The sequence below is a fragment of the Curtobacterium sp. VKM Ac-2861 genome (assembly GCF_013204965.1).
GTDB lineage: Bacteria > Actinomycetota > Actinomycetes > Actinomycetales > Microbacteriaceae > Curtobacterium.
This window is the reverse complement of sequence record NZ_JABMLA010000002.1, coordinates 610,534-624,527: the sequence shown is the minus strand read 5'-3', so window position 1 is coordinate 624,527 and position 13,994 is coordinate 610,534. Positions and strand designations below refer to the sequence as shown.

The window sequence follows — 13,994 nt, the reverse complement described above, 5'->3', positions numbered from 1 at the left end:
GCCCCGCCCGCGCCCACTACCGCGCGGCGAGCACCTCGCGCAGCGACATCGGGCGCCGGCCGGTGATCCGCTCGACGTCGCCGGACACGTGCGCGAGAGCCCCCTCGGCGATCGCCGTGTAGGTACTCACCCACGCATCGGCCTGCCACGGCTCGGGGTTCCACTGCGCACGAGACGCGTACGCCTCGTCCAACGTTTCCGGGTGGTACGTCACCGTGCGGCCACGCGCCTCGGTCACCACCGCGGCGGCTTCGGCGAGCGTGAACGCCGCCGGCCCGGTCAGCTCGTACGTGCGGTCCACGTGCGCACCCAAGTCCCGCAGCACGGTGGTCGCGACCCGTGCGACGTCCGCACGGGCGACCGCCGCCATGGCGCCGTCGCCTGCCGGCCCGCGGATCACGCCGTCCTCGCCGACCAGGTCCTCGACGAAGTCCAGGTAGAAGCTGTCCCGCAGGAACGTGTACGCCGTGTCGGTCGCGCGGATCGCCTGCTCGGTCGCCCAGTGGTCGCGCCCGAGGGTGAAGGTCGCGTCCTCGGCAGCGCCGAGGAACGACGTGTAGACGACGTGCCGCACACCGGCTTCGGCAGCTGCTGCGACGAAGGTGCGGTGCTGGTCGAGCCGGTCCTCGGCCTCGGCCGCCGACACCATCAGGAGCACGTCGACCCCCTCGAGCGCCGCCCGGCTGGCGTCGGCGTCGGCGAACGTCGCGACCGCGACCTCGGCGCCGGGCAGCTCCGGCGCGCGCGCTGCGTCGCGCACGATCATCCGGAACGGCACGCCGTCCGCGGCGAGCGCGCGTGCGACGGCGCCCCCGATGTTGCCGGTCGCTCCGGTGATGGCGATGGTCATGGTCGCTCCTTCGATCGGTGTCGCGTCGTTCTGATGGTCACGTCCGCACCGTCCTGGAGGCACGGATCACCGTGGGCGCGACCCTCGCCGCGTTCACGCCGTCGACCTCCACCGCCCATGCGCGCGCGGCGTCGTGGTCGCGTCCGTGACGCATGTGCCGACCGACCAGGCGGTCGACCCGGACCCCGTCGTCGACGGCGCAGAACCAGGTCTCGGTGAACAGGTCGCCGAGCGCTGCCCACGGTTCGGCATCGTCGAGCAGGTAGTTCCCCTCGGAGACCACGAGCCGGGCGGTCGGCGGGACGGCGATGCTGCCGGCGACGGGCTCGTCGATGCGGCGGTCGAAGTCCGGCGCCCACACGGTGGTGTCGGCAGCGACGAGTCGTCGGACCAGGGCGACGTAGCCGTCGGCGTCGAACGTGTCGACGGCGCCCTTGCGGTCGTGCCGGCCGAGGGCGTCGAGCGCCGCGTTCGACAGGTGGAAGCCGTCCATCGGCACCTGCACCGCCGTGCCGGCCCCGAGTCGCTCGTCGACGGCGGCGACCACGCGGCGGGCCAGGGTCGACTTGCCGGCACCGGGAGCACCCGCGATGCCGAGCACTGCCCGGGGACCCGCCGAGGCCAGCTCGACCGCACGCTCGACGGCGTCGTCGACGCTGCTGTCCGGGTGGCTCACGGCCCCATCCTGGCAGAGCGCGCCGACACCGGACCGGGGTGGTTCACTGGCGGCATGGTCGATGCGACGAAGGCGTTCAGCGGGTTCTCGGTACGGGACGTCCCGGAGGCGAAGGAGTTCTACCAGGACGTCCTGGGGGTCGAGGTCTCCGAGGACCACGGCATGCTCTTCCTGCAGCTCGGCGACGGCCACGGTGTCCTCGTCTACCCGAAGGGCCCTGCGCACGAACCCGCGGCCTTCACGGTGCTGAACTTCCCCGTGCCGGACGTCGACGCCGCGGTGGACGAGCTCACCGCGAAGGGCATCACGTTCCTGCAGTACGAGGGGATGACCGACGAGAAGGGCGTGAACCGCAAGGGCGGGCCGCTCATCGCCTGGTTCACCGACCCGTCGGGCAACGTCCTGAGCGTCGTCGCCGAGTGAACATGTTGTGTTCAGAAAGCTCGCGCCGGCTCCACTGACCGCCCTACCGTCGTCCCACAACGACGAGAGGACGGCCATGACCGCTGTAGTGGGACGACACTGGACCCGCGAGGAACTCCTCATCGAACGCGCGCGGGTCCGGGCGCAGTGGGACCTCGATGAACGAGAGTTCGCGCCGACCGAGCAGTGGCGCGATCTCTTCACCGACGAGTACCTGGCTCAGGACTGGCTCGACAGCATCTCCTTCCTGCTGGGCGAGCGATGACCGAGTCAGCCACGCCGGTACCCACTGACGTCCTGGCACAGTTCGCGACGCTGGCCGCCGGATGAGGGGTCAGCGGGTGAGCGCACCCGCCCACGCCAGTGCGACGGGTACGAGCAGCCCGTGCCGGTGGTGCGGGAGCTCGGCGATGGGCAGCCAGCGCGACTCGTCGGTCGACCCGTCGATCTCGTCGCGCAGCGTGCCGCCGACGACCGTCGCGCGGAACACGACCTGCACGGCCTTCATCGGGCGACCGTTGGCGTGGATCCGGCGCTCCGCGGGGACGACGTGGTGCCGGACGCCGAGCAGCGCGCCGACCTCGGACTCGTACCCGGTCTCCTCGCGGACCTCGCGCACGACGGCCTGCTCGACGGTCTCGTCGAACTCGACGCCACCGCCCGGCAACGTCCACGTGCCGGCTTCGGGGAAGCGCAGCTTCGCCAGGAGCACCCGGTCACCGTCCGTGATCACGCCGTACGCGGCGAGCCGGGTGTCGTAGTCGGTGTACTCCATGGGCCGACCATGCCAGGTGGGCGAGCCGACGCACGCAAGCCGCGCCGTGCCTCCCGTCCGTGCTCCCGCCCGGAGTCCTCAGGCGTCGACGCGCGCTGCTGCCCAGCCGACCCGCATCCGGGCGACGGCGCGGTCGAAGCCGCTCAGCGGCTCGGCGTCGTCGCGGACCATCGCCTGCAGCTGCAGCCCCTCGAACAGTGCCATGAGCTGCTCGGCGGCGTGCCGGGGCGAGGCGCCCCGTGGCTCGCGGGCAGCGACGACGTCACGGACCAACGCGAGGGTGAGGTCCTCGAACGCCCGGGTGTACTGGGTGCGGAACCACCCGGCTGCGGGGTGGCCGGGGTTCGACGCGGCGCTGAGCACGGCGATCCGGAGCCGGACGAGGGCCGGGTCCGTGATGCCGGCCTCGAGCCGGGCACGCAGGTACGCGACGGCACCGTCCCGTTCGGCGACGGGCCACAGGGCGAGTCGGCTGCCGTTGTTCCACCGGTCGATGACGGCGACGACGAGGAGTTCCCACATCGGGAACGCTCGGCTGACCTCGGCGACCGGCACCTCGGCGTGCTCGGCGACCTCGTCCGGTCCGACCCGGTGGAAGTCCGTCGCGCGGTACGCCTCGATCGCACCGGACACGATGCGTGCACGGAGATCGGCGTCGGGCGTGGGCATGCAGACGATTGTCCGGTCCCGGGGGCGACCACGCGACCGCCAGTTCAGGGGGCGCGAAGACGGCCAGTGCCGGTCGAACGTCAGAGCCGGTCGAAGGTCAGGGCCGGTCGAAGGTCAGCGTCTCGTCGTCCGGGGCGGTGACGGCGCCGGTCCGGGCGAACTCGGCCCAGATCGCACGGAAGGCCCGGCCGCGCCGCTCGACCTCGGGCCAGTCGCGCTCGGGGACGAAGCGGGTGCCGGCCCAGGCCTCGCGGCCGCCGAGCAACAGCGGCAGGTCGCTCATGTGGACGGCGCCGGTCGGCGCGGTCGTCACGCCACGGAGGAGCCGGTAGGACGTCGCCCGCCCGCCGGCTCGACGGTGCCGCGCGGTGAAGCGTCGGACGTCACGGCCGTAGATGACGTCGGAGAGCGGACGGACCACCCACCAGCGGAGCGCCGGGCGCAGGATCCGCGACCGAGCGACCCGCGACAGACCGCGGACCAACGGCACGTACATGCCGGTCTCGTCCGTCGTGGAACCGATCAGGACGTCGACGTCGGGAGCGACTCGGCTCCAGGCGTCGTCGAGGTCGCGTTCGGCGGGCAACGGGGCGAACCCGTACTGGGTGCCGAACGGCATCCCGCCCGCGAGTCCGTACGGCGCGGCCGCCCGGGTGCCGAGGGCCTGCCGTTCGAGCAGGTCGTCGAGCGGGGTGTCGGCGTGCACGGCACCGACGGCCCGGATCATCGCGCGGTTCATCCGGGACCGACCGCGCGACAGCCCGAGCGGTGCGCTCTGGATGATCGCCCGGCGGAACAGCCCGGCCGCGCCGTCGCTGATCATCAGGTGGGCTGCTGCGTCGCCGCCGGCCGACTGCCCGAACACCGTGACGAGGTCGGGGTCGCCACCGAACGCGGCGATGTTCGCCTGCACCCAGCGGAGCGACTCGAGCAGGTCGAGCAGTCCGAGGTTCGCCGGGATCGACGCCCCGTCGCCCAGGAACCCGAGGACCCCGAGCCGGAAGGTCACCGACACCACGATCACGCGCTGCTCGGTCACGAGGTCGCGGGCGTCGTAGATCGGCAGGTCGCCGCCGCCGATGACGTACGAGCCGCCGTGGATCCAGACCATCACGGGCAGGCGCTCGTCGGGCGTCACGTCGGCGGGCAGCGTGATCGACAGGCGCTGGCAGTGCTCGTCGACGGTGATGTCCTCGACCTCGCCGAGCAGCTGGTCGACGAACTGCGCGTGCGGCTGCGGCGCCACGGGGGACGGCGTCGACGCGTGCAGTTCGCTCGCGAAGGGCGGCATCGGCTCCGGCGGCGCGAACCGGTCGGCCCGCGCGTAGGGGATCCCGAGCGCGCGGACGACGTCGCCGTCCACCGTCCCGACGATCCGGCCGGCCGGGGTGTCGAACGGGGCAGGCGTCGCGTCGAGCATGGGCTCCACGCTACCGAGGGTCGCTGACCCGCTCGTGGGTCGGTTCGGCGACCGGACGCAGCGACCCGGATGCGGCGAAGGCGGCCACGAAGAGCACGGCGATCAACCAGAGCGCGCTGAGCGCGCCGACCTGCTCGGCGATCGCGCCGATGACGGGCGGGCCGGCGAAGTTCGCGAAGTACCCGATCGACGCGACGACGCTGACCCGGGCGGCCGGGTTCGGGCCGCTCTGCGCCGCTGCCGACATGCCGAGCGGGAACCCCATCGAGACGCCGACCGCCCAGAGGACCACGCCGATGAGCGTGAGCCACCAGGTCGTGCCGACGATGAACAGGACGGCGCCGAGGATGCCGAGCGCGGTCGTCCAGCGGACCGTCCGGACCCGTCCGAGCCGGTCGACCACGGGGCCGGCGAAGACGCGCGTCGCGGCCTCGGAGACGGCGAACACGGTGAAGAAGAGTGCGCCGACCGTCGCTGTCTGGCCGTGTCCGTCGGTGGTCGCCAGGGCGAGCCAGTTGTTCGCCGACCCCTCGCCGAGTTCGACGCCGAGCATCACGACGCCGATCAGCAGCAGGCGGACGTCCGCCCAGCCGCGCGCCCACTGCCGCAGGCGCTGCCGCGGGGTGAGCGTCGTGTCGTGTTCCTCGGCGCGCGTGCCGTCCGGGATCGCACGCATGGCGATCACGCCGACCACCAGGATGACGACGGCCTCACCGATCAACTGGGCCGAGGGGGTGATGCCCAGCCACGCGCAGAGGGCGGCGATCCCGGCACCGAGAGCCGCGCCTCCCGACCAGGCGGCGTGCATCAACGGGAGCAGCGTGCGACCGGCGAGCGCCTCGATCGCCGTGCCCTCGACGTTCGCCATGACGTCGAGCGCGCCGATCCCGGCACCGGCGACGACGAACCCGACGCTCGCGAGCGGCACGGAGTGCAGCGCAGCGGCGACGCCGATGAGCGCCAGTGCGGCGGGGACCAGGACGGCGACCGCCGTCAGGGCACGTCGGCCGCCCAGGCGCCGGAGCAGCGGGGCGGCACTGAGCAGCCCGCCGATCGAGCCGATCGTGACACCGCCGAGCATGAGACCGATGGTGCCGATGTCGACACCGAGTTCGACGCGGAGCTCCGGGAGCCGGGGACCCCAGCCGGCCAGGCTGATCCCGCCGATGGCGAACGCGACGATGATCGCGTTCCGCCACCCGGCGAGCTGGCTGCGGTCCACGTCGACCCCGGAGGTGTGCATCCGGCTATCGAACCCGCTTGATGGGGATCACCACAAGGGCACCGATGATGGCGATCGCACCGGCGGCCCAGCACATGAGCGTGTAGTTGTCGGCGGCGTCGCCCGACCCGATCTTCAGGAAGAAGAGTGCGACGGCCGGGGCGAGCGACTGCGGCAACGCGTTGGCGATGTTGATGACGCCGAGGTCCTTGCCGGGCCGGTCGGCGTTCGGCAGCACGTCGACGACGAGCGCGGTGTCGATGGCCGAGTAGATGCCGTAGGCGAAGCCCATGATGACCTCGGCCACGTAGAAGCCGTTCACGGTGTCGGCGTGCGCGAGCACGACCAGGCCGACGGCGAACATCGCCGTCGAACCGCCGACGAAGACCTTGCGACGGCCGATCTTGTCGGACGCCCAGCCGGACAGCGCCGCGCTGACCAGGAGCGCGATCGTGTAGAGCAGCACACCGAAGGCGACGGCCGCGGTGGCCTCCTTCGCGTCCTCGATGCCGAGGTGCTTCTCCATGTAGAGCAGGCGGTAGGTCGTGAACATGAAGGTGGCGAAGATGATCAGGAAGCGCGACCACCAGGCGAACGCGAAGTCCGGGTTCTTGATCGGGTTCGTCCAGAACGAGGCGATGAGGTTCAGGAACGTGAACTTCTTCAGCTTGTACGTCGGCAGGTCGTCACGGGCGACCACGGCGTACACCGCGACGAGGATGATCGCCAGGATGCCGGGTGCGATGAACAGCACGGGCAGGTTCGCGACGAAGAACACCGACAGGTAGGTGCCGGCGAGCACGGCGATGTTCTGCGCGAGGGCGATGATGCTCGACGAACGGCCGCGCTGCAGCTGGGGGACGTTGTCGGCGAAGCTCGCGAGCAGGGTGGCCAGCGTCGCGTTGGCGGCGAGCTGGGCGAGGAGCCAGGCCAGCGTCAGGTTCAGGACGTCGGGCGAGTAGGCGATCCAGGCGAGGGCGATCGCGAAGACGACGACACCGCTGAGCAGCCAGGGCCGGCGACGACCCCAACGGGTGCGGGTGCGGTCGGACAGCGCGCCGGCGAGGGGGTTCATGATGAGCGCACCGAACGCGCCGATCGGCAGCACCGAGCCGATGACGTTCGCCGCGTCGTCGCCGACCAGGGCCTGCGCCTTGAGCTGCATGCTGACGTAGACCGGTGCCATGAGTGCGACGAAGAGGCCGAACTGCCCGAGGAACAGGGCGATCTGGTAGCCGATGCCCACCTTCACGGTGCTGATCGGCTGGGTGATGCCCTCTTCGGGGTGCAACAGTGCCGGGCTGCCGGGTTCGGGTGTGCTCATGACGCCTCCTCGAGTCGATGCTGGTGGCCAAAACCGTCTTGTGCACGGTTTTGACTGGCTGAGCATACATCGACAGGTGTCGTTCATGTAATGACGTGCGACACGGGGGGACGCAAAAACTACACACCGGGTGGTTTTTGGGGTAGCGTCGTCATCGATCTCGCCGTGGAGCATCGCTCCTCGACGGACTGCGACACCCGGTGCTTCGACACCTGGGAGTCGCGACACCCAGACAGGACCGAAGGAGCCTCTGCAATGCCCACCACTTCTGTGCAGCTGTACTCGCTGCGAGACGCCATCGCCGAAGACCTCGACAAGGCCATCGCCCGTGTCGCCGAGATCGGGTACGAGAACGTCGAGCCCTACGCGTTCGTCGAGCGTGCCACGGATCTCGAGCGTGCCTTCGCCGCGACCGGCCTCAAGGCGCCGTCCGGCCACGTCGCCGTGATCGACGCCGAGGACACCGCGCCGATCTGGGACGCCGCCGAGCGCCTCGGCATCCAGACGGTCATCGACCCGTTCATCCCGACCGACCGCTGGCAGACCGCCGACGACGTCGCGAAGATCGCCGAGCGCGTCAACGTCCTGACCGCCGAGGCAGCCTCGCGCGGCCTGCAGTTCGGCTACCACAACCACCAGTGGGAGTTCACGAACAAGGTCGACGGCCGCACGGTCTACGACCACTTCGTCGAGCAGATCAGCCCGGAGACGGTGCTCGAGCTCGACACCTTCTGGGCCACCGTCGGTGGCGCCGACGCCCCCGCCGTCCTGAAGGCACTCGGCGACCGCGTCGTCGCCATCCACGTCAAGGACGGCAAGGTCGACGGTGACATCCTCACCGCACTGCCCTCGTCGGAGAGCGCGCTCGTCGTGCCCGAGGCGCTGCAGCGTGCGTTCGAGAACCAGACCCCCGCGGGCCAGGGCGACGTGAACGTGGCGGGCATCCTCGCCGCGGCGCCGCAGGCCATCCGCGTCGTCGAGTTCGACGCCTACTCGGGCGACGTCTTCCAGGGCATCACCGAGTCCCTCGCATGGCTGAAGGACAACGACAAGTGAGCCGCATCGGAGTCGGCATCATCGGTGCGGGGAACATCTCGGACCAGTACCTGACGAACCTGACCCAGTTCGCCGACGTCGAGGTCCTGATGGTCGCCGACCTCATCCTCGAGCGCGCCGCGTCCCAGGCCGAGAAGTACGGCGTGCCCGCGTCCGGCACGGTCGAGGAGCTCCTCGCCCGCGACGACATCCAGATCGTGGTGAACATCACGATCCCCGCCGAGCACGCCAAGGTCGGGCAGCAGATCATCGCTGCCGGCAAGCACACCTGGAGCGAGAAGCCGGTCGCGACGAACGCCTCGGACGCGCAGGAGCTGCTCGCAGCCGCTGCCGCCGCCGGTGTCCGCTACGCCTGCGCCCCCGACACCGTCCTCGGTGCAGGCATCCAGACCGCCATCCGCGCCATCGCCCGTGGCGACATCGGCACGCCGCTCACCGCGACGACGATGTTCCACGTGCCCGGACCGGACCAGTGGCACCCGGACCCCGAGTTCCTGTACGCCCAGGGCGCCGGTCCGCTGTTCGACATCGGCCCGTACTACGTCACGACGCTCCTGCACGCCTTCGGCGCCGCCTCGCGCGTGCAGGCCGTGTCGTCGAAGTCCCGCGAGACGCGCGTGATCGGTTCCGGCCCCCGCGCCGGCACCGAGTTCGCCGTCGAGGTGCCCACGCACCACGCAGCGCTCATCTCGTTCGAGGGCGGCCAGTCGGCCCAGACGACCCTGTCGTTCCAGCACGCACTGCCCCGCAACGGCTTCGTCGAGATCAACGGCTCCGAGGGCACCATCGTGCTGCCGGACCCGAACGTCTTCGACGGCGACAGCACGCTGTGGACGCTCGGCAAGGACGAGCCGACCACGCTGACGCACAAGGGCTCCACCTGGGGCCGTGGCACGGGTGTCGTCGAGCTGGCCCGCGCGATCGCCGAGGGCCGCCCGGAGCGCGCCTCCGGTGCCGTCGCGTCGCACGCGCTGGACGTCATGCTCGGCATCCGCGATGCCGCCGAGTCGGGTCAGTCCGTCGAGATCACCTCGTCGATCGACCCGATCCAGCCGCTCCCCGAGGACTTCGACCCCGCCGCCGCGGTCCTCGCCGAGGCCGCGAACGCGTAGTCACGTCGTGCGTCGCGCACCGCGCCGCACCTGGTGAGCAGGAATGGTCGGGTCCCGAACGGGAACCCGACCATTTCTGCTCACGAAACGCACGCGCCACGCGCCACGCTCCACGCTCGCGCCGCGCGCACGCACGCGCCGCGCTCACTCCGGCGGCGCCGGCACGATCTGCTCGAGCAACCGCAGCACCTTCTCGCCGTCGACGGCCTCGGGGTCGAGCAACCACTGCACCTGCAGCCCGTCGGACGCCGCGATGCTCAGCGAAGCGAGGTCGACCGGGTCCAGGTCGCCGCGGATCCGCCCCGCCGCCTGGTCCGCCGCGATCAACGCGGCCAGGTCGGCCCGGAGCCGGGTGAACCGCTCCCGCATGAAGTCACGGGTCGCCGGGTGCCCCTCCTGCACGGCGTCGGCCGCGAGCGTCGTGTAGAGCTGCACCAGGCCCGGCACCGCACGGTTGCGCGAGGCACTGTCGCGCATGTCCCCGATCGCCGACTTCAACCGGTCGGGCGCCCCCTGCTCGCGCACCTCGTGCTCGCGGTAGACGGCGAGCAGCAGTTCGTCACGGCTGGGGAAGTAGTGGCGGAGCGCCGCGTGGGTGATCCCGAGGGCCTCGGCCACGGACCGCAACGACGATGCGTCGACGCCCTGTTCCGCGACCATGCGGATCATCTCGTCGAGGATCTGGGTCCGGCGCTCGGCTCCCTTGCGGTACCCGCCGCGTCGCGGCGGGGCCGCGTCGTCGTCGGCGGGGTGCGTCATGCACCCAACTTACCGCTGGAAGGTTTTTCCGCCACCGTCTGGAGGCCCGCAGCGATCCGGTACCGCGCCTCCCGTCGACGGGTGGTCGCGTCGACCGCCTCGGTCGCGTCGGTCCGGTCGCGTCGGCCCGGCTCGCTTCAGCCCGGGCTCGTCAGTCCTGGTCGTCGACGGTGTACTCGTCGACCGGTGCCGGCTCACCGTCGGCGAGCGCGTCGACGATCCTGGTCAGCGACTCCGCGAGGACGGCGTTGTCGGCGTCGGACAGGTGGTCGAGGACCCCGACCACGGCCTCGTGGAAGCGGGCGTACGAGGCATCGATCTTCTCGGCGGCGAGGTCGGTGGGTTCGAGGACCTGCGCACGACGGTCGGTGGGGTGCGCGGTGCGGACGAGGAGTTCCTTGTCGACGAGCGCGTCCACGAGCTTCGTGACCGAGGCGTTCGACACGGTGAGCATGACGGCGAGGTCCTTGGGGCCCATGGTGCGGCCGTCGCGGTGGGCCTGGAGCATGTACCGGATCGCCAGGGACTCGTTCTTGCTCAGACCGCTCTCGATGCGTGCGGACTCGATCTGCTGCTCTTCGGCGTGCTGGAGGCGCAGCAGGGCGTCGACGGCGGTCTTCGCGGCCTCGGATCGGGGCTCGTGGGCGTAGAGGTGGACGTGCTCTCGACGGACGACGGTCAACGGCATGTGATCATGCGCTCCTTGCTACGCGGCGGGGACGGTGAAGAAGTCGGCGTACGCCGGCTCGGCGCGACCGGCGAGGAGCGACGGGTCCTCGATGCGGCGCTCGACGTAGGCGTCGATGACGGCCGGGTCGGTCAGACCGATGCGGGTGTGGCTGCCGCCGATCCGTGCCGCCCGAGGCATCCCGGAGTACGTGCTGTGCATGTCTGATCCCGCCCTTCTGCGGCCGTTCGTCCCCTGCGGACGCTCGAACTCTTTCACGACGTGAACGTTTTCCGCAACGAACGATTCGCAAACTGTACGTTTCGCGCGCCGAACCGGTTCAGACCATCGCTGCGGCCATCACCGCCACCGCGATCCCCATGGCGAGCGTCTCGACGACGGGGAGCGCGCGGGTCCGACGCCGGATGCCGTCCCGCACCATGTGGGCGGTGAGCAGCAGGTAGCCGACGGTCAGGCCGCCGAGGACGACCTGCCACGTCATTGCGACTGCGCCGCCGTGTCCGTGCACGCCGACACCCGCCATGCCGGACATGCCGGGGTCGTGCGCCATGCCGACGCCCAGCGCGCCCATCACCAGCAGACCGAGCGCCGCGTGCAGTCGCCCGAACCGGGCGTGCGCCGACGCGACCCGGACCGCCGGAGCCGACCCGGGCCTCCCGACCGAACCGGACGCACCAGACGCGCCGGACGCACTCTGTACCCGGTGCACCGCGGCGACCACGACGGCCAGCAGCGCGAGCACCACGAACCAGAGCACCCCGGGCAGCACGCGCGGCCCGAAGGCCCCGTCCACCATCGCGGCCACCATCACCACTGCCGCCACCACGTCGACCGCACGGCCGGGGCGCCATGCCCCGACCGTGCAGCAGGCCCCGGCGGACGCCGGCACGATCGCGGCGAGCCCGAGCAGGTCGGTCACGTCAGTGTCCGTGCCCGTGGTCGTGCTGGTGCTCGGCTGCGTCGTGTGCGGCCCCGACGGCGCCGGAGACGTGGTGCGAGCAGTGCGACCCGGCGGACGCCCCGATGGCCGCCGGCACGTTCAGCGCCGGGTTCCGCGGGAAGAACCCGTACGGCTTCAGCGTGAACTTGGCGTAGTCGACCGGCATGACGGGCCAGTCCTCGGGCCGCGGGAAGTGCGTCGGGCCGAAGGTGTGCCAGAGCACGATGTCCTCGCCGTCGAGCGACCGGTCCCCCTCGACGTACCGGGCCACCCCGTCGCCGCCGGGGTTCTGGTGCACGAAGTCACCGGCCGCGAAGCGCTCCGCCGGGTCGTACTGCGTGACGTACAGGTGCTTGCGGGCGAACTCGGCACGGGCCGCGACCGAGGATGAGTCGTCGGCGAGCAGCACCGGGGCGTCCTGCGGGTACAGCACGTAGCCGGTGGGGCGGTCGAGGTGGTTGCGCTCCTCGGTGTTCGAGACGAACCACGTGCGGGCCTTCGAGGCATCGGCGAGACGCCCGGACGTCGACTCCGATGCGATGCGGGTCACCGACTTCGTGAACGCGTTGCCGTGCTCGTTGCCCGGTCCGACCGGCACCCGGACCGCGTCGACCTCGTCCACGGCGTTCGACAGTCCGTCGACCATCATGTCGAGTCGCGCCGAGAACAGGTGCTGGTGGTACGGGGCACCGAGGCCGGGGGCGACCTCGGAGGCGTAGGGGTAGTCGTCGCCGGACTCCGAGAGCCCCGGGTACGAGGACGTGAAGAGCACGCCGGTGAGCTTCGCCTCGCACTCGATCGTGCCGTCCAGGTAGAGGTACCAGTAGAAGCCGTAGTCGTAGTTGCCGACGGTGGTGAAGAACGAGATCACCAGGCGGCGGGACCGACGGACCTCCTGCGACCCGGTGTAGATGTCGCCGTGCTTCCAGAGCGTGCCGAAGTCCTCCTCGTGCATGCAGATGCCGTTGCGGATGGTCTGCGGGTTGCCGAGCTCGTCGGCCAGGACGGCGTCGAAGTACTGGATCTCGCCGACGCAGTCGCAGCCGAGTTCGAGCGAGTTCGTGAAGCGACCGAACAGGTACTCGCCGGTGTCGAAGTAGTTCTGCCAGAACCGCACCGGAGACGGGTCGCCGTACGGCACGAGCATCTCGTCGATCGACGCCCGGTACACGATCGGGCGCAGCCGCTCGCCGTCCTGCCACGAGAGCTGGCGGAGCACGAGTCCCTCGCGGGCGTCGAAGCCGACCTGGAACCGCCAGTTCGCCCACTCGACGAACTCGCCGTCGACGCGGAACGACGGCCCCTCGGGCTGGGTGATGACGATCGGCTTGAGGTCGAGCGGTTCGCCCTGCATCGCCGGGTCGTCGAAGTTCCCCGAAGTGGTCGGCACGGGCATGTCCGCCACGTCCACGATCCGCGTGACGGCCCGGTTCGCCGCGTCGACGTACGCCGACAGGCCGTCGACGGGGTGCGCCCACACGTGGTCGGCCGGGTGGTCCTGCTTGAACGCGAGCACGCGCAGGATGCGCCGACCGACCTCTTCCGGGTAGTCGTAGTACCCGGCGGACAGCGGCACGCACTTGACCTCGTCGGCGGACAGTCCGCGCTTCGCCAGGGCGGCGACCCAGCGCTCGTCCGCGTTCGCGATCTCGCCGACGGCGTCGAACTCCTCGATCAGGACGGGCAGCTGGCCACGGGACCCGTCCAGCACGTCGGTCCGCAACACCGCGCCGGTGGTGATCGACACGACGCGGTCGGTGGAGCGACCGGTCGCCATGTCGAGCAGCATCACCCGGGCCGTGCGGTCCGGCAGGGGGCCGTCGCCGGCCTGCCACGCCAGGACCTCCTGCTTGTGCGGCTCCTCGAGGCCGACGTAGGCGAAGCGGGTGGTGTCGGTCCAGTCCGGCTGCGCCGTGACGAGGTCGCGGACGGCGGTGAACTCGTCGGGCGTCAGGCTGCCGAGCGGGTGCGCGGTGGTGGTTGCGTCGGTGGTCACGGTGGTCGGGTCGGTGATCGTCATGTGCGTGGTGCTCCTTGCGCGTTGCGTCGTGCGTGGGGTCAGGTCGGTTCGGCCGGGAGG

At 71.1% G+C, this 13,994-nt stretch carries 16 protein-coding genes; 4 read left to right on the top strand and 12 right to left on the bottom strand.

The window, feature by feature from the left end:
• Positions 1-16: 16 nt before the first annotated feature.
• On the bottom strand, positions 17-850 hold the full coding sequence (locus HQQ88_RS07865; RefSeq protein ID WP_173169106.1) for an NAD(P)H-binding protein: 834 nt from the start codon (positions 848-850) through the stop codon (positions 17-19).
• A 37-nt stretch (positions 851-887) separates the two neighbouring features.
• Positions 888-1,526: a nucleoside/nucleotide kinase family protein gene (locus HQQ88_RS07860; protein ID WP_131878042.1), complete on the bottom strand. Its 639-nt coding sequence runs from the start codon at positions 1,524-1,526 to the stop codon at positions 888-890.
• Positions 1,527-1,580: 54 nt separating this feature from the next.
• Here HQQ88_RS07860 and HQQ88_RS07855 point away from each other — a divergent pair, with 54 nt between their 5' ends.
• On the top strand, positions 1,581-1,949 hold the full coding sequence (locus HQQ88_RS07855; RefSeq protein ID WP_131920703.1) for a VOC family protein: 369 nt from the start codon (positions 1,581-1,583) through the stop codon (positions 1,947-1,949).
• A gap of 76 nt (positions 1,950-2,025) precedes the next feature.
• The gene (locus tag HQQ88_RS07850; RefSeq protein WP_123937181.1) at positions 2,026-2,214 is read left to right on the top strand and encodes a hypothetical protein; all 189 of its coding nucleotides are present in this window, start codon (positions 2,026-2,028) and stop codon (positions 2,212-2,214) included.
• A gap of 69 nt (positions 2,215-2,283) precedes the next feature.
• Here the strand turns inward: HQQ88_RS07850 and HQQ88_RS07845 are convergent, their stop codons facing one another.
• The 5 genes from HQQ88_RS07845 to HQQ88_RS07825 form a co-directional block, all read right to left on the bottom strand.
• Positions 2,284-2,724, bottom strand: a complete 441-nt coding sequence (locus tag HQQ88_RS07845) for an NUDIX hydrolase (RefSeq protein WP_123294468.1) — start codon at positions 2,722-2,724, stop codon at positions 2,284-2,286.
• A gap of 78 nt (positions 2,725-2,802) precedes the next feature.
• Positions 2,803-3,393: a TetR/AcrR family transcriptional regulator gene (locus HQQ88_RS07840; RefSeq protein ID WP_123294467.1), complete on the bottom strand. Its 591-nt coding sequence runs from the start codon at positions 3,391-3,393 to the stop codon at positions 2,803-2,805.
• Positions 3,394-3,490: 97 nt separating this feature from the next.
• Positions 3,491-4,813: a carboxylesterase family protein gene (locus tag HQQ88_RS07835; protein ID WP_173169105.1), complete on the bottom strand. Its 1,323-nt coding sequence runs from the start codon at positions 4,811-4,813 to the stop codon at positions 3,491-3,493.
• A 10-nt stretch (positions 4,814-4,823) separates the two neighbouring features.
• Positions 4,824-6,056 (bottom strand): MFS transporter, encoded by a 1,233-nt coding sequence (locus HQQ88_RS07830; RefSeq protein WP_173169104.1) that lies wholly within the window; start codon positions 6,054-6,056, stop codon positions 4,824-4,826.
• Between the two features lie 4 nt (positions 6,057-6,060).
• Positions 6,061-7,359 (bottom strand): MFS transporter, encoded by a 1,299-nt coding sequence (locus tag HQQ88_RS07825; protein WP_123294465.1) that lies wholly within the window; start codon positions 7,357-7,359, stop codon positions 6,061-6,063.
• Between the two features lie 255 nt (positions 7,360-7,614).
• Between HQQ88_RS07825 and HQQ88_RS07820 the strand changes: the two genes are divergently transcribed.
• Entirely contained in the window at positions 7,615-8,415 is an 801-nt protein-coding gene (locus tag HQQ88_RS07820) for a sugar phosphate isomerase/epimerase (protein WP_173169103.1), read from the top strand.
• Positions 8,412-9,527 carry a Gfo/Idh/MocA family protein gene (locus HQQ88_RS07815; RefSeq protein ID WP_111083744.1) on the top strand — a complete coding sequence of 372 codons (1,116 nt, stop codon included), beginning with the start codon at positions 8,412-8,414 and terminating at the stop codon, positions 9,525-9,527. The genes HQQ88_RS07820 and HQQ88_RS07815 overlap by 4 nt, the downstream gene beginning before the upstream one ends.
• A gap of 144 nt (positions 9,528-9,671) precedes the next feature.
• On the opposite strand, the gene HQQ88_RS07810 is transcribed toward HQQ88_RS07815, so the two are convergent.
• The 5 genes from HQQ88_RS07810 to HQQ88_RS07790 form a co-directional block, all read right to left on the bottom strand.
• Positions 9,672-10,286 carry a TetR/AcrR family transcriptional regulator gene (locus tag HQQ88_RS07810; protein ID WP_131844991.1) on the bottom strand — a complete coding sequence of 205 codons (615 nt, stop codon included), beginning with the start codon at positions 10,284-10,286 and terminating at the stop codon, positions 9,672-9,674.
• A gap of 151 nt (positions 10,287-10,437) precedes the next feature.
• Complete coding sequence (locus tag HQQ88_RS07805) at positions 10,438-10,974, bottom strand: MarR family winged helix-turn-helix transcriptional regulator (protein ID WP_123292878.1); 537 nt, start codon at positions 10,972-10,974, stop codon at positions 10,438-10,440.
• Between the two features lie 18 nt (positions 10,975-10,992).
• Entirely contained in the window at positions 10,993-11,175 is a 183-nt protein-coding gene (locus HQQ88_RS07800) for a hypothetical protein (protein WP_123292879.1), read from the bottom strand.
• Between the two features lie 118 nt (positions 11,176-11,293).
• Positions 11,294-11,893, bottom strand: a complete 600-nt coding sequence (locus HQQ88_RS07795) for a hypothetical protein (protein ID WP_173169102.1) — start codon at positions 11,891-11,893, stop codon at positions 11,294-11,296.
• Between the two features lies 1 nt (position 11,894).
• Positions 11,895-13,934, bottom strand: a complete 2,040-nt coding sequence (locus HQQ88_RS07790; RefSeq protein WP_173169101.1) for a primary-amine oxidase — start codon at positions 13,932-13,934, stop codon at positions 11,895-11,897.
• Positions 13,935-13,994 lie beyond the last annotated feature (60 nt).